General features: G+C 71.2%; 13 protein-coding genes and 1 pseudogene. 4 read left to right on the forward strand and 10 right to left on the reverse strand.

The genetic code is table 11. The annotated features are described in order from the left end of the window. Positions 1–74 precede the first annotated feature (74 nt). Entirely contained in the window at positions 75–914 is an 840-nt protein-coding gene (locus tag D7Y15_RS20290; RefSeq protein ID WP_121753633.1) for a tetratricopeptide repeat protein, read from the forward strand. A 21-nt stretch (positions 915–935) separates the two neighbouring features. Here D7Y15_RS20290 and D7Y15_RS20295 read toward each other — a convergent pair whose 3' ends face one another. From D7Y15_RS20295 to D7Y15_RS20305, 3 genes are all read right to left on the reverse strand, one after another. Next, on the reverse strand, positions 936–1,154 hold the full coding sequence (locus D7Y15_RS20295) for a DUF3185 family protein (RefSeq protein ID WP_169820623.1): 219 nt from the start codon (positions 1,152–1,154) through the stop codon (positions 936–938). A gap of 51 nt (positions 1,155–1,205) precedes the next feature. Continuing rightward, positions 1,206–4,349, reverse strand: coding sequence for a ribonuclease R (gene rnr, locus D7Y15_RS20300; protein WP_121753635.1), 3,144 nt, complete (start codon positions 4,347–4,349; stop codon positions 1,206–1,208). 127 nt (positions 4,350–4,476) lie between these two features. Further along, on the reverse strand, positions 4,477–5,868 hold the full coding sequence (locus D7Y15_RS20305) for a protease inhibitor I42 family protein (protein WP_121753636.1): 1,392 nt from the start codon (positions 5,866–5,868) through the stop codon (positions 4,477–4,479). A gap of 162 nt (positions 5,869–6,030) precedes the next feature. On the opposite strand from D7Y15_RS20305, the gene glp reads away from it, so the two are divergent. The 3 genes from glp to D7Y15_RS20320 all read left to right on the forward strand — a co-directional run bounded on the left by glp (position 6,031) and on the right by D7Y15_RS20320 (position 8,898). Then, a complete protein-coding gene (gene glp, locus D7Y15_RS20310) occupies positions 6,031–7,260 on the forward strand; it encodes a gephyrin-like molybdotransferase Glp (protein WP_121753637.1) in 1,230 nt (409 codons plus the stop codon). 122 nt (positions 7,261–7,382) lie between these two features. Continuing rightward, entirely contained in the window at positions 7,383–8,057 is a 675-nt protein-coding gene (gene ribA / locus D7Y15_RS20315) for a GTP cyclohydrolase II (RefSeq protein WP_121753638.1), read from the forward strand. 34 nt (positions 8,058–8,091) lie between these two features. After that, on the forward strand, positions 8,092–8,898 hold the full coding sequence (locus tag D7Y15_RS20320) for an MBL fold metallo-hydrolase (RefSeq protein ID WP_121753639.1): 807 nt from the start codon (positions 8,092–8,094) through the stop codon (positions 8,896–8,898). 6 nt (positions 8,899–8,904) lie between these two features. On the opposite strand, the gene lipB is transcribed toward D7Y15_RS20320, so the two are convergent. The 7 genes and pseudogenes from lipB to D7Y15_RS20355 all read right to left on the reverse strand — a co-directional run. Beyond that, positions 8,905–9,990 carry a lipoyl(octanoyl) transferase LipB gene (lipB, locus tag D7Y15_RS20325; RefSeq protein WP_121753640.1) on the reverse strand — a complete coding sequence of 362 codons (1,086 nt, stop codon included), beginning with the start codon at positions 9,988–9,990 and terminating at the stop codon, positions 8,905–8,907. Further along, positions 9,987–11,747, reverse strand: a complete 1,761-nt coding sequence (locus D7Y15_RS20330) for a ClpX C4-type zinc finger protein (protein ID WP_121753641.1) — start codon at positions 11,745–11,747, stop codon at positions 9,987–9,989. Before D7Y15_RS20330 ends, lipB begins: the two co-directional genes overlap by 4 nt. Positions 11,748–11,847: 100 nt before the next feature. After that, positions 11,848–13,107: a dihydrolipoamide acetyltransferase family protein gene (locus tag D7Y15_RS20335; RefSeq protein WP_120577809.1), complete on the reverse strand. Its 1,260-nt coding sequence runs from the start codon at positions 13,105–13,107 to the stop codon at positions 11,848–11,850. A 43-nt stretch (positions 13,108–13,150) separates the two neighbouring features. After that, positions 13,151–14,080 carry a lipoyl synthase gene (gene lipA, locus D7Y15_RS20340; protein WP_120577810.1) on the reverse strand — a complete coding sequence of 310 codons (930 nt, stop codon included), beginning with the start codon at positions 14,078–14,080 and terminating at the stop codon, positions 13,151–13,153. A 290-nt stretch (positions 14,081–14,370) separates the two neighbouring features. Beyond that, positions 14,371–15,819 carry an OmpA family protein gene (locus tag D7Y15_RS20345; protein WP_158629079.1) on the reverse strand — a complete coding sequence of 483 codons (1,449 nt, stop codon included), beginning with the start codon at positions 15,817–15,819 and terminating at the stop codon, positions 14,371–14,373. 209 nt (positions 15,820–16,028) lie between these two features. After that, a complete protein-coding gene (locus tag D7Y15_RS20350) occupies positions 16,029–17,201 on the reverse strand; it encodes a SpoIID/LytB domain-containing protein (protein ID WP_121753643.1) in 1,173 nt (390 codons plus the stop codon). After that, a pseudogene (locus D7Y15_RS20355) lies at positions 17,198–18,096 on the reverse strand (penicillin-binding protein 1C); the annotation flags it as partial. The pseudogene D7Y15_RS20355 and the gene D7Y15_RS20350, both read right to left, overlap by 4 nt.

Consider the following 18,096-nt stretch of genomic DNA (forward strand, 5'->3'; position numbering starts at 1 on the left):
TTCGGGTATATTCCGCGCCGCGTGGGGCCCCCGGTCGGGACGTGCCCCCTGGAACTTCACGAAAGGCTTTGGGCATGAAGCGACTGGGTAGCGTGGGTTTGATGCTGGGTGTGCTGACCCTGGGCGGTTCCTTCGGCTGCGCCGATGAGAAGGAAGAGAAGGCCAAGGAGCACCGGGTCAAGGGCACCAACTTCCTCGCCGACAAGAACTACGCGGAGGCGGTGAAGGAGTACGAGGAGTCGCTGAAGATCGACCCGAACCAGGAGAAGGTCTGGGAGAAGAAGGCCTTCGCGCACATGCAGGCGGGCCAGACGGAGGAAGCCGCGCAGGCCGCGCTGAAGCTGGTGGACTACGCGAAGACGCCCGCTGAGAAGGCCGACGTCTACCGCAACGTCGCGGCGATGTACGCGAAGAGCGGCCCGCTGGACAAGGCGAAGCAGTATTTCGAGGAGTGCCTGAAGATCAACCCGAAGGACACCGACGCGCTCGGCTGGATCGCGGAGGTGCACTCGCAGCGCGGTGGCGCCCGCTCCATGTCCGCGCCCGCGGTCCCCGCGGAGCTGGAACTCGCGCTGAAGACGTATGATCAGGTCATCGCCATCAACCCGGACCTGCCCAACCCGTACCTGAACAAGCGCGTCGTGATGTTCAAGTACATCGAGCATGAGAAGGCCATGATGCAGGCCGCCGATCAGGAGGCCGTCGAGGCCGCCACGCCGCCCAAGCCGGAGAAGGGCAAGAAGCCCGTGGTGGATCCGACTGCCGCAGAGCGCGTCGCCGCCGCCAAGGCGAGCTCCGCCGCGCACGCCAAGCGCATCGAGGAGCTGACGGCCCAGGCCACCGAGGCGACCAAGCAGTTCAGCGAGGCGACCAAGCGCGCCAAGGCCGCTCAGGCCTCTGGCGCCACCAAGTAGTCCCGGTGGAGGGGACGGGGCCTAACGTCGGCCTCGTCCTCCCCCGAAGAGGGCCAGCAGCACGCCGCCCACGAGCGCGGCGCCGCCGCCCGCGACGTAGAGCGTGGTCTGCTCGGTGTTGCGGCCGGTGATGAGCTCGGAGGCGCGCTCCGTGAGCGAGTCCCGCGCCTTGAGCCCGGTGAACAGCAGCACTCCGCCCGCCACCGCGAGCATCAATCCCACGATTCGCACAGCACCCACACGGCCTCCTTGAGTGGAACGGCTGCGTGGCCGGAAGGTCCGGCCCCGCGTTCAGCGCTTGCGCTTGCCCGGGGCGCCTCGCCCCTGCTTCTGGCTCGCGCCCTTCGAGCCGCCGGCCTTCGTAGGCGCGGACTTCTTCGAGGGCTTCGCCTTCGCGCCAGAGGCCGCCTTGCGGACCTTCTTGGACGCGCCCGCGCGGCCCGGAGCCGCCTCCGTGGAGAGCTGACCCCGCTGCGCGGCCAGCGCGCGGATCCGGTCGAAGCCCGGGTGCGGTGAAGCGGCTGGGGCGCTGTCGTCGGATTCGATAGCGGGCGGAGTGAAGGCCTCGCGAGGCACCTGAGCCTCGGAGGAGGTACCGGCCTCGTCGCCTTCCTCGACCGCGGGGAGCGAGGGACGGATGACCTTTCGCTTGCCCTTGGCCGGAGTGGCGGGCTCCGCCTTCGGCGCGGGGGCCTCTTCCGTGCGGGACCGCAGGTAGCGGGACGTGGCGCGAGCGGGCGCGGCCTCTTCGCGGCGCCCTTCCCGGCTGAAACGTCCTCGCGGACGCGACGCGGCCGGCGCTTCTCCCAGGACTTCATCGCCATAGCCGGAGACCGTCGCGGCCTCCACCGTGGCGGCGTCCTCGGGAGTGGGCGGCTCCCACGCCTTCTTCACTCCGAACGGCGTCTCCTCCGACTCGCCGAGCGACCGCCACTGCTCCACGTCCGCGGCCTGGTCCACCCCGGCGGGCTTGCGCGACGGCGGGCGGCCCGTCTTCGCGGCCTCGCGCTCGCCGCGTCCGAGCCTGCCGCCCTTGTGACGGCCCGGCGCTTCGTTCACGTATTCGCGCCGGCGCGGCGCGGGACTCGCTCCGGGGGTCCGCTGGAGCGGGGCCTCGTCCGCGAACTGGAGCGCCTCGAAGTCGATCTTCCGCGACGTCGTGTTCGCGGACAGCAGCCGCACGCGCAGCTTCTGCCCCACGCGCACGCGCCGGCCATTCGAGTACACGAGTGAGTGCGTGCGCTTGTCCAGCTTGGAGCCCGGCCCCAGCGACTCCGCCTTCACCAGGCCCTCGACGTGGACCTCGTCCAGCTCCACGAAGAAGCCGAACTCGGCGATGCCCGCCACGGTCGCGTCGAACTCCTCGCCCACGCGGTCCTTCATCATCAGGGCCGCGTAGAACGCCACCACCTCGCGCTCCACCGTCATGGCCGCGCGCTCGCGCTCCGAGCACTGCTGCGCCATGCCCTCCAGCCGCTCCTCCTCGCGGTCCAGCTGCGCTTCCGAGGGCTTCTTGCCCTTGCGCGCCCACACCGCCTTCAGGACGCGGTGCACCAGCAGGTCGGGATAGCGCCGGATGGGCGACGTGAAGTGAAGGTAGTTCTCCGCCGCCAGGCCGTAGTGGCCCACGCGCGTCGCCGTGTACACAGCCTGCATCATGGAGCGCAGGAGCAGCTGGTTCAGCGCCCGCTGCTCCGGGTGCCCCTGCAGCTGCGTGATGAACGCGTCCAGCTCCTTGGACGAAACGCCGTCCTCCACGTCGAGCTGGAAGCCGTACGCCTCCGCCAGCACCGCGAACGCCGCCAGCTTCTGCGGATCCGGCTCGCCGTGGAACCGGTACACCGTGGGCAGGCCCTCGTCCTGGAAGTACGTGGCCACCGCCTCGTTGGCGGCCAGCATGCACTCCTCGATGAGCCGGTGGCTGTCCTTGCGCTCGCGCTTCTCCATGCGCTGCGGCAGGCCATCCTCGCCCAGCAGCACCTTGTGCTCCGGCACGTCGAAGTCGATGGCGCCTCGCGCCTTGCGCATGCCCATCAGCGCGCGCGCCAGCGCCATCAACTGCTCGAACTGGGGCTTGAGGAAGTTGCGGTGCGGCACGTCCTTGCCGTCCAGGACATCCTGCACCTCGTTGTACGTGCAGCGCGCCACGCTGCGCATCACCGCAGGGTACAGCTCGTGCGTACGCCGCTGGCCTTGGCGGTCGAACGTCATGTCCGCCACCATGCACAGCCGGTCTTCGTCCGGGCGCAGCGAGCAGATGCCGTTGGACAGCCGCTCCGGCAACATCGGCAGCACGCGGTCCGGCAGGTACACGGACGTCGCGCGGTTGAGCGCCTCCGCGTCCACCGCGCTGCGCTCCTTCACGTAGTGCGACACGTCCGCGATGGCCACCACCAGCCGCCAGCCTCCGGCCTGGGGCTCCGCGTACACGGCGTCGTCGAAGTCGCGCGCGTCCTCGCCGTCGATGGTGATGAGCGGCATCGAGCGCAGGTCGCTGCGGTTGCCCTCCGTGGCCTCCGCTTCGGTGACCTTCACCGCGAACGCGTCCGCCTCGTCCATCACCTCCGGCGGGAACTCGTCGGAGAAGCCATGCGCGAAGGCGGACCCCAGCACCTCCGCGCTCGGGTCACCCGGCCGTCCCAGCGAACCGGCCACTTCACCGAACAGCCCCTGCCCGGGCTCCAGCAGGTCCGCGCCCACGCCCAACCGGACCTTCACCAGGTCGCCGTCGCGCGCCATCTGCGTCGGCGGCACGCGGATGGGACCCGGCAGGCTCGTGTCCGTGGTCATCACCAGCGAGTGCCGGCCCTGCGCCACGTACGTGCCCACGGCCAGCTCACGCCGCCGGTTGATGACGCGCACCAGCCGGCCCTCGAAGCGGCCCGGCCGTCCCGCCACCTCCACGATGACGCGGTCGTTGTCGAGCGCCCGCTGCGCCTCGCCGGGCGGCAGGAAGATGTTCTCGCCCTCGCCCGACACCGGGTGCACGAAGCCGAAGCCGTCCCGGTGCATGTGGAGGATGCCCTCCACCGCGGGCTGCCCGGAGTCCTCGAAGCGGTCGTCCCGGAAGCCACGCTGCAGCGAGCGCCGGACGTCGCCGCCGCCACGGAAGCCCGGACGGTCGTCGCGGAAGCCGCCGCGGCGCTCCTCGCGTCCGCTGCCCGGGGCGGGGCCCCGCTTCTTGAAGGGGGGCGTGGAGGCGTCCCGGCGCGATTCGGAGCTGGCCTCGGGCGCGCGGGGCACGCGAGGGCCTTCCAGGCGGAAGCGCTTGCCGTCCTTGACGATGGTGCCCGCGCGCACCAGTTCACGCAGGGCGCGCTTGAGCTCGGTCTGCTGGCCGGGATTCATCCCCGCGACGCGAAGGAGCTCCTTCACGCCCAGGGGGTGATCGGCTTCAGCGAGCAGCTGTCGGATGTGATCTTGGGAGAGGCTCACGGTGGGGATGCGGCAAGGCCGCTGAGGGAACGGGTAAGCCCGAAGGGTGCGGGCGGGAACCCCCCGGCTCCCATTCGCCCTCCCTGGCAGACCTTGCGGTCCAGGGAGGGCCCGTGCGCCCAAGCCGTCAGGGCTTGACGGTGACGCTGATCTTGAAGGAGCGCTCCACCACACCCGGCGTGAACGCCTTGGCGAGGAAGAACTCCACTTCGAAGTTGCCGGGGTTGCGCGGCGTGAAGAAGAACTCGCGGGTGGCGGGGCCGCCGGCGGCGCCCTGCTCGAAGTTGGCCTCGCGCAGACCCACGCGCTTGGCCAGCGTCGGCTCGATGGCCCAGGTGGCGCCGGGCTGCTCCTGCAGGCGCACCGTGAGGCCGTGGTTGAGCTTCACGTCCACGGACGTGGGCACCTCGCCCTCGATGTGCACCAGCTCCATCTCGTCGCGAGACACCGAGCGCGCCTCGGACGGACGCGGCTCCACCGTCTCCGCGGTGATGCGGCCACCCCAGCCGGACGTCTTGTCCACCACGCCCGTCACCTGGAGCGTCTGCCCCACGTGCTTGCGCAGGCTCTTCACCGCCGCCTTGCCCTCGATGGCGAAGGACACCTGCTGGCGCGTGCCGCCGTTGGACACGACGAGCACGAAGTCCTCGCCCATCATCTCCAGGTTGCCCCGGATGCTGGCGAAGCCCTTGATGCCGGCGCCCATGCCCGCGGCGACGGCCATGGAGACCTCGCCGGGCGACAGGTAGCGCAGCTTCGGCTCTGAATCCGACGGAGCCGGCGCGACCTCTTCCACCTCGGGCTTCTTGGCGGAGTACTTGCGTACCTCCACCACGCCGCTGTGGTTGGTCGTCTTCTTGATGAGGCCGCTCACGGAGACCTTGTGGTCCACGTAGGCCGGCAGCACTTCCTGATCCGGTCCCTGCAACAGGAACGTCAGCTCGCGCTTGTCGCGGCCCACGACGACCAGGTGGGGCATCTCGCCGCTCAGGACGAGCCGGCCCTTGAGGCTGCCCTCGCCCGTCACGCCGCGGCCCTCGCCGGCGGTGAGCAGCTGCTCCATCTCACGCTTCGTGAGCGGCTCGCCCACGGGCGGAAGCTTCGTGGCGCGCGGGCGCGGCTTCTCCACGGCAGGACCGGCGGGGACGGCCGACGGGGCCTTGCCTCCCGCCTTCCCGGCACCCTTCTTTCCGGGAGGGGCGGCGGGCGCGGTCTTCGCGGCGGGCGCGGCCTTGCCGGCCTTCGCGGGAGGCGCCGGAGGAGCGACCTTGGCCGCCGCCTTCTTGGCGACCGCGGGGGCCTTCTCCACCTTCTCCGCCACCGCCTTCTTCGCCGCCGCGACCTTTCCCTTCGCCCCTTCAGCCACCGCCTTGACGACCTTCGTCGCGGCCGTCGCCACCTTCTTCGATGCGTTCCTGATCAGATCCAGGCGGGCCGCGTTGTCCTTCTTCGCGGCAGGCTTCGCACCGGCTTTTGCAGCGGGAGTCGGCTTCTTCGCCCCGGACTTGGGCTTGGCCATCGACGCTGTCTCCTTGGAAATTTCCCGTGTGCTATCAACGGGTTGGCGGGACGCCCCTGCTGTTGGACGCGAGCCTCGCGATCACGATTGCTTGTAACGATGATCAGCTGGGCTGTCAAACTAACACTTGATTTTCCCACGGACTTTGGGTGGGAAAACAGCATGAGTGACGCCCCTGAATTGCTGCCGGTGGAGGAGGCCCGAGCGCGGATCCTCGGGCTGTGCACGCCGCTGGCCACCGAGTGGGTGCCCGGGGATGACGCCCTGGGCCGCGCGCTGGCCGAGGACGTCCCCGCCCGCCGCACCCTGCCCCCCTGGGACAACTCCGCCATGGACGGCTTCGCGGTCCAGGCCCGGGACCTGGCGGGCCCCCTGCCCGTGCGCCTGACGGTGGGCGAGACGGTGTTCGCCGGCAGGCGCCCCACCCGGGAGGTCGTCCCTGGCACGTGCGCTCGAATCATGACCGGGGCCCCCCTGCCCCCCGGCGCGGACGCGGTGGTGATGCGCGAGCGCACCCGCCCCGTTCCGGGCGAACCGGACGCCGTGGAGATCCTGGAGGCCGTGGGGCCGGGGAACTTCGTCCGCCCCCGGGGCGAGGACGCGAAGGAAGGCGACGTCTTGCTGCGGCGCGGCACGCCCCTGGGCATCCCGGAGCTGGGGCTCCTGTGGGCGCAGGGCCAGGGCACGGTGCCGGTGCCCCGCCGGCCGCGCGTGGCGGTGCTGTCCACCGGCGACGAGCTGTGCCGCGTGGACGAGCCCCCCGGCGACGGCATCGTGGACATCAACGCCCCTGCCCTGGCCCTGGCGGTGCGGCGCGCCGGCGGCGTGCCCACGCTCCTGGGCATCGCCCGGGACACGCGCCAGGCCGTCCAGGAGGCCCTGGCGCGCGCCGAGGGCTACGACGTGGTGCTCACCAGCGCCGGCGTCTCCGTGGGCGACCACGACTTCGTGAAGGACGCCCTGGGGGCCCTGGGCGTGGAGCAGCGCTTCTGGCGCGTGGCCATCAAGCCCGGCAAGCCGCTGGTGGTGGGCCAGCGCGGCTCCACCCTGTTCATGGGCCTGCCCGGCAACCCCACGTCCTCCCTGGTGACCTTCGAGCTCTTCGTGCGCCCCGCCCTGCGCCGGCTCCTGGGACACTCGGACGTGGAGCCACCCCGCGTCGCCGGCCGCCTGGAGGGACGGCTCTCCAAGGCCCCGGGGCTTGCTCACTTTGTGCGTGTCACGGCCACCTGGCGGGCGGGCGAGCTGTGGGCAAAACCCCTGGGGACTCAGACGTCGGGTGCCCTGCGTTCAGCTGCGGCAGCCACACATTTGCTTCACATCCCCCGAGAAACCAACAGCCTGGCTGATGGCTCCCATGTGGAGCTGCTCCCCCTCTCGTGGGTCGCTTGAGCAACGCAGTCCACGTCCGCCGCATCCAAACAGGCGGGTTTCACCACACCCATCGGGGTGTCACCTTGACTTGCATCCAGGGGGGCGAGAAGTAACGGCCCCCCTCTGGGAGACGACCTACCATGTCCGACACGCGCTCACCCCAGGTCCTGCCGACCCGAAAGCCGACCCAGCACCTGGAGCGGTACTCGGAGGCGGACGTGCCCACGGCCCGCGGGGTGCTGAAGACCATCGTCTTCCGCGACAAACGGAACGGCCGCGAGCACGTGGCGCTGGTGGTGGGCGAGCCCAAGGGGCTGGAGGGGGTGCCGGTGCGCATCCACTCCGAGTGCCTCACGAGCGAAGTCTTCGGCAGCCTCAAGTGCGACTGCCGCGAGCAGCTGGACCGGGCGCTGGACTTCGTGACCCAGAACGGACTGGGCGTGGTGCTCTACCTGCGCCAGGAGGGCCGGGGTATCGGCCTGGGCAACAAGATCAAGGCCTACGCCCTGCAGTCCAAGGGCCTGGACACCTACGAGGCCAATCGCCAGCTGGGCTTCGCGGATGACTTGCGCTCGTACGACATCGCTGCGGAAATGCTGCGGTCGTTGGATGTGCGGTCGGTGGACCTGATCACCAACAATCCGCTGAAGATCGCCGGGCTGGTGGAGGAAGGCGTTGCGGTTCGGCGCCGAATCCCTTCCCGGACCGAGCACAATCCGCATAACGTCGACTATTTGAAGACGAAGCGCGAGCGTACGGGGCACCTGATTGAGCTCTTCGCGGAGGACGACGACACGGAAGCCAAGGCCGGCTGAGCGCCCGGCCCGGCGGAGCACCGCGCGCTTCGAGGTGCGCTTCTGGGGGGTGCGCGGTTCCATCCCCGCGCCAGGTCCGGCGACGAAGCGCTACGGCGGCAACACGCCGTGCGTGGAGGTCCGCTGTGGAGATGAGCTGCTCATCTTCGACCTGGGCTCTGGAGCGCGCGGGCTGGGAGATGCGCTGGTGGCGACGCGAAAGCCCGTCAAGGCGTCCATCTTCATCTCGCACTACCACTACGACCACCTGCAGGGCCTGCCGTTCTTCTCGCCGATGTTCTCTCCGGCGAACGACGTGACGCTGTACGGGTCACCTCGGGACGGCAAGTCGCTCAAGCAGATATTGGCCGGGCAGATGGTGCACCCCTACTTCCCGGTGACGGCGGAGGAGGTGTTCCGCACGCGCCTGGCGTACCGGGACGTGGTGGTGGGCGAGGACATCCCGGTGGGCAAGGCCACGGTGCGCACGCTGGAGCTGAACCACCCCGGCGGCAACGTGGGCTACCGGGTGGACTTCGGCGGGCGCTCGCTGGTGTACGCGACGGACGTGGAGCACGGCACGGCGCTGGACGCGAAGCTGTTCGACTTCGCGCGGGGCGCGGACGCGCTGATCTACGACTCCATGTACACGGAGGACGAGTACCGGGTCCGCACGGGCTGGGGCCACTCCACCTGGGAAGCGGCGGTGCACGCGGCGGACGCCAGCGGGGTGAAGCAGCTGGTGCTCTTCCACCACGACCCGGGCCGCGACGACGCGAGCATGGACAAGCTGCTGCGCGAGGTGCGCAAGCACCGCAAGGACGCCATCGCCGCGAAAGAGGCGATGGTCATCAAGCTGTAGAGGCTGTCACGGCCCGGGCGTCTTGAGCGCCCGGGTCACCGTCTCGCGCAGGCCCCGGAAGGGCAGCCGCGCGAGCGCCGTGGGCACGTCCACCCACTCGAAGGCGTCGTGCTCCGGGCCCAGGCGCACCTGGGTGTCCGGCGAGGCGTGCACCGCGAAGCCGTGCTCCTCCACCAGCTTCGGCGGCAGCACTTCCCCCAGCGCGAACGCGTGGCGGTAGGCCAGGTCCACCACGGGGAGCCGGAGGCCCGTCTCCTCCGCCACCTCGCGGCGGGCGGCCTCCACGGGGGACTCGCCCGGCTCCAGGCGCCCCGTCACCGTCTGCCAGAAGCCACCGCGCTCCGGCGTCCGGCGCAGGAGCAGCACGCGAGCCTCGGGCCCCCGGCCGTGCATCACGGCGACGCTCACCGTGCGCAGGTCCACCGTGCCGTCCACGCGTTGGGCATCGAAGACCTGGGTGAACTCGCGCGCGAGCACCTCCTCCACGTCCGGGACGGACACGGGGTGGCCCAGCTCGCGCTGCATGGACGTGACGCCCGCTTCGCGGATGCCGCACGGGACGATGAGCTGGAAGTGCTCCAGGTTCGTGTTCACGTTGAGCGCGAAGCCGTGCGTGGTGAGCCAGCGCGACAGGTGCACGCCAATGGCGCCAATCTTCCGCGCGTCCGGCGAGCCCTCCTGGCCCAGCCACACGCCCGGCCACTTGGGGATGGCGCCGGCGGTGAGACCGAAGGTCGCGAGCGTCTGGATGAGGCCGCGCTCCACGTCGCGCACGTAGCGGCGCACGTCGCGGCGCTCCGGCGGCAACAGGAGGATGGGGTAGCCCACCACCTGTCCGGGGCCGTGGTAGGTGACGTCGCCGCCGCGGTTGGTGTCGAATACCTCCACGCCCTCTTCCGCGAGGCGCGCGTCCGTGGCGGTGATGTTCTCGCGCTTCGCGGCGCGGCCCAGCGTGAGGACGGGCGGGTGCTCCAGCAGCAGCAGCGCGTCCCCGATGCGCTCCTGAAGGCGGGCCTCGCCGAACAGGTGCATCAGCTTCAGTCCGTCCTCGTACTCCACCCGGCCCAGGCGGAAGACGGTGAGCGTGTTCATGGTGATCCCTTTCGCCCCCCTCGTGGGTTGTGGGATGGCGCGGCGGGCGTCTGGGCCGCTTCCAGGCTCCAGCTGCCCGCGTAGACACGCGACAGGAGCGCCTGGAGCTCATGCCCCGCGCGTGGGGAGCGGACCGCTTCGGCGGCGAACGCTCCCAGGACTTCGTCCGTCAGGGTGACCGCCGGCTGGCGCAGGGCCAGGGTGCGGCGGGCCACTTCGACCAGCTCCGGCACTGTCGGGCGGCGCACCGGGAGGAGCACCTGCACGCGCTCCAGGAGCGACACCGGCACGGTGCCCTGCACGGCTTCAATCATGCCCGCGGTGGTGGGGACGGGCAGGCTGCCGCCCTCCCCTCGCACCCACAGGCCCAGCGATGACACGGCGCCACGAGCACTCATCACCACCGCGCGCGCCGGGCGGTTCGCGAGGAACGCCGTCAACGCGGCCTGTGCCCGGGGCTCCAGGCGGTCCACGTCCTCCACGAGGAGCGGCTCCGTGCCCGGGGTGGACTCCAGTGCGTCCACGGACGCGAGCACGCCCTGGCCGCGCCGCTGGAGCGTCTGGAAGAAGAGGCTCTTGCCGCAGCCCTCCGGGCCCACGAGCAGCAGGCAGCGCGCGCCCGCTTGGACCGTGCGCTCCAGCAGGGTCTTCACCTCGTCGTGGCCCACCATCTCCACGGCCCCGGCGCGCGGCTCCTCCACCACCGGCTTGCGCACGGGAGACGGTGCGACGACGTCGCCCAGCAGGCCCTGGGATTCGCCCAGGCAGCCCTTGCAGATGAACGCGCCCGCCGGGCCCGCCACCAGGTCGCCGACCTCGCCTCGGGGCCGGCAGCAGAACGAGCACCATGCGTCCAGGGCCGGGTCCGCGCGGGTCGGGCCCCGCTCGATGATGCGCTTCTCGCGCCGACGGCTCCGCGCGGGTTCGGCGTGCACGGGCGAGGTGTCCTCGTCTGGCGGCCGCAGGAGTCCTCCGGGAACGACGGAGTCCTCGGCGCCCGAGGCGCGCAGCAGGCCCGTCGCGGGGTCGAGCTCGTCCTCTTCCGGAGGCAGGAGCATTCCGCCCGGGACGACGACGTCGTCGTCAGGGGCATTGCGCTGGCCGCTCGGACTGACGGCCTGCGTCCGACCGGACAGGGGCCGCGACTCAGCCGAGGCGGCTCCCTCCGCTGACGGCCGAGAAGCATCGCGATTCGCAACCGAACGCGGCTCCCCGCTAGATGCGATGGCTTCCACGTCTTCGAGCGAAGCTCGCGGGCCACCGGCATCGATACCGGCGGAACCCTCGGGGACGGTGGCCGTGCCCGTGGCTCGGGTGGCGGCGGCAGTCCCCTCATGCGGGGTGAGGGCCTCGGCCGGGGACGGCGCACCGATGGCGGCGATCCTTCCAGCGAGCCGGGGCAGGCCGGGTTCGGTGGGCGGCTCCGAGCCGCTGTCCACGGTGGAGTCGTCCAGCGTGTGCGCCACGGCGTCCGCCTTGTCGTTGAACGCGTCGGAGACGGCGTCGCCCCAGCTCACCGCGCGGAAGGCCACCGCGTCCTTGTTGCCCGTCATCGCCGCGGTGAAGGCCGGGCTGACGTCCGGGGCGCGGGCCTTCATCTGGCGCGCCTGCCGCAACAACTGCGAGGCGCGCGAGGTGTGCCCGGACTTCTGGTACAGCGCGGCGGCCTGCTCCAGGCACTGCGCCGCTCGCGCGCGGTCCCCCTGGAGCTCGGCGGTCTGCGCGGCGCGGATCAACTCACGGGGATTGTCGGCCATCGCGGATGCCCGCCTTCAACGTTGCTGTTCCGGAAGTTCCCCCGCTTCCCGGCCGCCCCCCGGAGCAGGAGCGGTCGGGAGTACCCCACGACGCGTGTCCTCACGCCATCGCGAGGAACAGCAGGTCCGGCGCTTCCAGGTACTTGATGATCTCGTACACGAAGCTCGCGGCGACATCGCCGTCGATGACGCGGTGGTCGCAGGACAGCGACAGGTTCATCATGTCCCGGACCACGACCTGGTCGTTCTTCACCGCCGGGCGCTTCTTCAGCTTGTGAACGCCCAGGATGCCCACCTCCGGGTGGTTCAGGATGGGCGTGGCGAACAGGCCGCCGCTCTGCCCCAGCGACGTGATGGTGAAGGTGCCGCCCGTCAGCTCCTCCATCTTCAGCTTGCGGTCGCGCGCCGCGACGCTCAGGCGGGTGATCTCCTTCGCCAGCTCGCCCAGCGTGAGCTGGTCCGCGTTGCGCACCACCGCCACCGTGAGGCCGTCCGGCGTGGCCACCGCGATGCCTATGTTGTACTCGCCGCGCACCACCAGCTCCTGCGTCGCCTCGTCGAAGTTCGCGTTGAGGTGCGGGAACTTCTTCATCGCGGCGATGGTCGCCTTCACGATGAACGGCAGGTAGGTCAGCTTCGTGCCGTCACCGGCCGCCGCCAGCTGGCTGTTGAGCCGCGTACGCAGCGCGACCAGGTCCGTGGCGTCCACCTCCTCCACGAACGCGAAGTGCGGCATCGTGAACTTCGAGCGCACCATCTTCTCGGCGATCTTCTTGCGCAGGCCACGCAGCGCGACGCGCTCGTCGCCCTTGCCCGCGGACAGCGGCGCCGCCGGACGCGTGGCCTGGGGCGCGGGAGCCGCGACTTCGTTCTTCTTCGGCGCGCCGGTGCCACCCTCCAGCGCCGCCACCACGTCCGCCTTCGTCACGCGGCCCTGCGGGCCAGAGCCGGAGATCTCCGCCAGGTCCAGGCCGTGCTCGCGCGCCATGCGGCGCGTGACGGGCGTGGCCAGCACCTTCGTGGCGGAAGCCGGAGCCGCGGGCGCCGCCGCCTGAGCGGGGCTCGAAGCCGGAGCCGAGGGAGCGCCGTGGGACGGAGCCTGCGCCGCGGGGGCGCCGCCCTCCATCTCCAGCGTCACCAGCAGCTGGTGCACCTTCGCCATGTCGCCCTCACGGCCGTGCGTCTTCACGACGCGGCCGGCGTGGGGGGTGGGCACGGTGACGGTGGCCTTGTCCGTCATCACCTCGGCGAGCACCTGGTCTTCCTTCACCAGGTCGCCCTCCTTGACGTGCCACTTCACGAGCTCGCCCTCCGTCACGCCTTCGCCGAGATCCGGGAGCTTGAATTCGAAAGTCGCCATGAGCGGGAGTGTCTCTCTGGGGTAGGGGAAGGGGTGCGTCCGGTCAGCCGAGTCGCTCGACGCGCTCGCGCTCCATCAGGCCCTTCATGAAGAATTCGGCGGCGCGGTAGCTGGAGCGAACCAGCGGCCCGGACGCCACGTAGAGGAATCCGAAGGACTCCGCCAGCGCCTTGTAGGCTTCGAACTGCGGGGGCGTCACGAAGCGCTCCACGCGCAGGTGGTACTGCGACGGCTGCAGGTACTGGCCCAGCGTGAGCACGTCCACGCCCACATCGCGCAGGTCCTTGAACGTGCGCTCCAGTTCCTCGTCCGTCTCGCCCAGGCCCACCATGACGGACGTCTTGGTGTAGACCTTCTCCGGGCGGTTCTTGAGGTACTCCAGCACGCGCAGGGACTGGCGGTACGTCGCGCGGCGGTCGCGCACCGTGGGCGTCAGCCGCTCCACCGTCTCCACGTTGTGCGCCACCACGTGCGGCTTCGCCTGCGCCACCGTGGCCAGGTCCTCTTCCTTCCCCTTGAAGTCGGGGATGAGCACCTCCACGAGCGTGCGTGGGCTCTCCTTGCGCAGCTCCCGGATGGCGGACGCGAAGTGGCCGGCGCCTCCGTCCGGGCGGTCGTCGCGGTTCACCGACGTGACGACGATGTACTCCAGGTTCATCTCCCGCACCGCCTGCGCCAGATGGATGGGCTCCATCGGGTCCAGCGGCGGGGGCGCCCCCACCTTCACGTGGCAGAAGCGGCAGGCGCGCGTGCACACCTCGCCCATCAGCATCACCGTGGCGGTGCCACCGCCCCAGCACTCGGCGATGTTCGGGCAGCGGGCTTCCTCGCACACCGTGGAAAGCCCCACCCGCTTCACGATGGCCTTCACCCGCTCATAGCCCTCGCCATGCGGCAGGCGCACCTTCAACCACTCGGGTTTACGGGTGCTTTCAGAGACCTGTGGGAGGGGAAACCTGTCGGGAGTCGCCATGGGTCGCGGGCCTTCTAGAGGGTGGGTGAAAGCAGGGTCAAGCGTGAAGCCCTAACGCCTCGCGTTAGCGCGGGCCAACCCCGAGGACAACTTCCGGGAGGTGTAACGCGGTGGACAGGGCGCGGCCATGCGCGGCGGGCAGCCCCATCCTCCAGCGGGACCCGAGCGGCGGGAGCGCCTCCTCGGCCGCCTGCCGGGCGGGGTGTGAGCACGACCTCGTGACTCAAGACAGCGGCGCCCGGCCCTCGAAGTGAGGACCGGACGCCGCCGGGGCCACGTGGCCGGGGGGACTACTGACCGAGGACCTGCACCTCGATGCGGCGGTTCTGCACGCGGCCCGCGGGGGTGTCGTTGGGGGCGATGGGACTGGCGTCACCCTCGCCGCTGACCTCGATGCGGTCCTGCGGGATGCCTCGGCGCACGAGCGCCCGGCTCACGCTCTCCGCACGGCTCTGCGACAGCTGACGGTTGGCGTCCGCGTCGCCGGTGGAGTCCGTGAAGCCATTGATGCGCACGCGCGAGTCAGGCTTCTCCTGCATCACGTCACCCAGCTCGCCCACCATCTTCTGGCTCTTGGCGGTGAGCTGCGACGAACCCGTCTTGAACTCCACGCCCTCCAGCACGAAGCCCTGCTCCGCGCTGGGGCCGTTGAAGGCCTCACGCAGGCTGTTGGGGTCGCTCGCGCGCATCTTCTCCTGGCCCGAACCGCCGGTGCCCGCTTCCTCCTTCTTCTGGGTGTCCGCCGCGCCCGCGGTCTGCTTCTCCACGTCGCCGGAGCCGCCCGTGCCCTCATGGGTCTGCGTGCCGGCACCACCCGTGGCGGGCGGGGTCGGCTGCGCGGTATGCGGCGGCTCCGCGGGAGGCGTCGCGGGCTGCTGCGGCTGCGTGGGCCGCACGGGCTCGGGGGCCTGCGCGACGCGCTCCTGTGCGGGAGGCGGTGTGGTGCGGCTCACCTGCGGGGCCCGGGCGGACTCGTGCCTGCGTCCACGCAGGGCGCCCCACGCGAGCGCGACCAGGGCGAGCAGGGCCAGCGGAACGGCCCAGCCGGCGATGCTCTTCTTGCGCTCCGGCGGCCGGTTGTAGGTCGTCCGCGGCGTCGCCTCGCGAACGGTGTGGGCCTCGCGCACGGGCGCCGTCTCACGGACCTGCGTCACGGTCTCGCGGTGGGGTTCGATGACCTCCGCGACGGCGTGGCGCGCACCGCCGAAGCCCAGGATGCCGCCCAGGCCCGCCGGCAGCGCGGCGGCGATGTTGTTGCGCTGGCCGTTGAGCAGCTGCATCAGCCCGGACGAGCCCATGCGCTGATCACGCACCTGTTTGCCCAGGACGCCCATCAGCATGGGGGCGGCCAGGGACAACAGCCGCGTCGCCGAGCCGGCGTTGCGCATCCCGCCGAAGCGCGTGAGCCCGTCGGTGATGCCGCCCAGCTTGTTGCCGAAGATGCCGCTCAGCATCCCCTTCCCGCTCTCCTCCTCGTCGAGGAGCCCCTCGCCCACGCCCCCGGCGCGAGGGGGCGCGTCCGGTCCGGTGTAGCCGCCCTCGTTGAGCTTCGTCAGCAGGCGGTGGGCACCGGCCTCGTTTCCGCCCTGGTCCGCGACGCCCGCGGCCACGGCGGCGATGGCGCCCGGCAGCGCCTTGGTGGTGGCCTGGGGATCCTCGCCCAGCGAACCGCTGATCTTCTGGAGCAATCCCTTCTGCATGAACTGTGAGCCGACTGCTTCGATTAGATTGAACGCCATGTGATGCCTCCCGGTTGGGTTCCGCACCGGGATGGCCGGTGCGCGAAGCCACCTCCCCACCGGACCGCGCGGGGCTGAGGGCTCTGGTGCAATCGATACGGAGCACGACGGCTGCTGGTAAGCCCTCCCGGAGAGGCCAGGGGAGAGCCCCCGGAGGGCCGTCACCTTCGCGGACAACTGCGAACGGGAGGCCATTCCGGCCCTCGCGTTCACTTGTCCCGCGGCGTCTCCAGAAGGGCGCGCGGGAAGTAGTGCGCGAGCAACTGCTCCGCGGTCCAGCCCTGCCGTGCGAGCAGGGCCGCGCCGGCCTGACAGAGGCCGACTCCGTGGCCGTGGCCCTGTCCTTCGAGGAGTGCCTGGTCACCGCCAAGCGTCATCGAGAACCGCGCACTGCGGATCCGATCCCAACCGGCACGCGCTCCGAGCGCGCGGAAGAACGCGTCACCGCGGCCCTCGCGCCCCGAAGCGCGGTCCACGATGCGCACCACCGCGCCACTGGAGTCCCGGTCCAGCAGCAGATCCTCCGCCTGCGCAGGGCCACCGACCGCGACCGAAGCGGCGGCCGTCACCAACGCGCGAGGCACGACGGCGCGCCACGGCGAAGCGGGACAGCGGTCGGGCACGGCGGCGGCACCGGTGAGGTCGGGGGCACCGAACACGGCCACGGGCTCGGCCGTATGTCCGCCGCAGCTTGCGTGGAATGGAGCGAGGGCCACGGCGCCACCGGGCAGCCGCAACACGACGCCTTCCGTGGAGCGGGCGGCATCGCGCGCGCGGCGCAGATGGCGGGCGAAGCCCTCGCCGCGAAGGACCTGGCAGTGGGTGAGGTCGCAGGCCCGTGCCTCGTCGTGCCGCTTGCCGGAAGCGAGCACGTAGCTGCGCGCGGTGATGGCCTGGGCACGGAGCGCCTCGAAGGGGGTGTCGACCTCGGTCTCGCTCGCGGTGACAGCGGCGACGTAGGCTTCCAGCGCGAAGGTGGCGACGACGATCAGTTCACCGTCCCTGGCCTCCAGCGAAAGCGTGGCCTCATAGCGCCGGTCCAAACCACGGCCCCGGACATGCCAGCGGGCAGAGTCGAGTCGCAGGGCGTCAGGCTGGGGGCGGCCGTCCACGACGAGCGTGTCTCCCGAGGCAACGACCTCGAGCGAGCGCGGGCCGTCCAGCCGCAGCCGCGCGGGCCGGTGCTTGGAGAGGATGCGAACGTCGACCTGTGTATCGGTCGCGGGCTGACTCGTGCGGGCTGCTGGCAACGACCGCGCGGACAGAGAAGTGGAGCGGACATGCGTATCAGCCGCCAGCAACAGCGAGCCCGTACTCTCGACGCCAGGCGCCGTGCCCACCACCAGCGCGGCGATGAGCACGGCCACGCCCGCTGCGTTCATCGGACCCGGAACCGCGTCACCGCCAGCGGCTCGGCGCCACCGGGCGCCCAGAGTTCCAACCGGCGCTCGCCCGCCACCGCTGGCAGCCGTGTCACGAAGGGCGGACGCAGCTCGATGCGGCGGCCGTCGTCCGTGCGCAGTTCCAGCAGCTTCGCCCCCTGCGGCGCCATCACCCGCACGGGCACGGCCTGCGCGCTTTCGGGCAGCTCGGGCTCCACCAGGAACTCATCCCCGTTCGCCGGCAGGATGAAGCCGGGCTGCGCCCCCGGTCCTCCCTCGGCGCTCACCGACGTGGAGGCCAGTCCTTCCGCCTGTGCCCATGCGAGATATGCCGGGCCCACGTCCAGCGAGCCGTCGCCACGGTGCATGGTGCACGTGTGGCGCGGCGCCGTGCCCGGCAGGTAGACCTCCTTCATCGCGCCGGGACAGTTCGGGCCTGCGCGCTCGCCGGACAACGGGCAGATCTCCGCGGCCTCGAAGTGGCTCCGGTCCACCAGCGGCGCGGCCCGAAGGCCCCTCATCGCCAGCGCCATCACCCGCGCGAACACCGGGCCCGCGCCCGTGATGCCGGACACCCCGCGCATCGGCGTGCCGTCGAAGTTGCCAACCCAGACGGCCACCGTGCGCTCGCGCGTGAAGCCCGCCGCCCAGTTGTCCACGTGCGCCCGGCTCGTCCCCGTCTTCGCCGCCACGCGGAACGGCAACCGCAACGCATTGTCCAGGCCAAAGGCCGGTGCCCGCGCGGCCTCGTCCGCCAGCACGTCCGTGAGCAGCTCCACCGGCCGAGCCGCCAGGAAGCGGTGCTCCTCCAACTCCTGCGGAATCCTCAGCGGCTTGCCATCCGGCCCGAACGCGACGCGCACCTCCCTCAACCTGTCTCTTATACCCATCTGAC

Source organism: Corallococcus sp. AB030, assembly GCF_003668965.1.
GTDB lineage: Bacteria > Myxococcota > Myxococcia > Myxococcales > Myxococcaceae > Corallococcus > Corallococcus exiguus.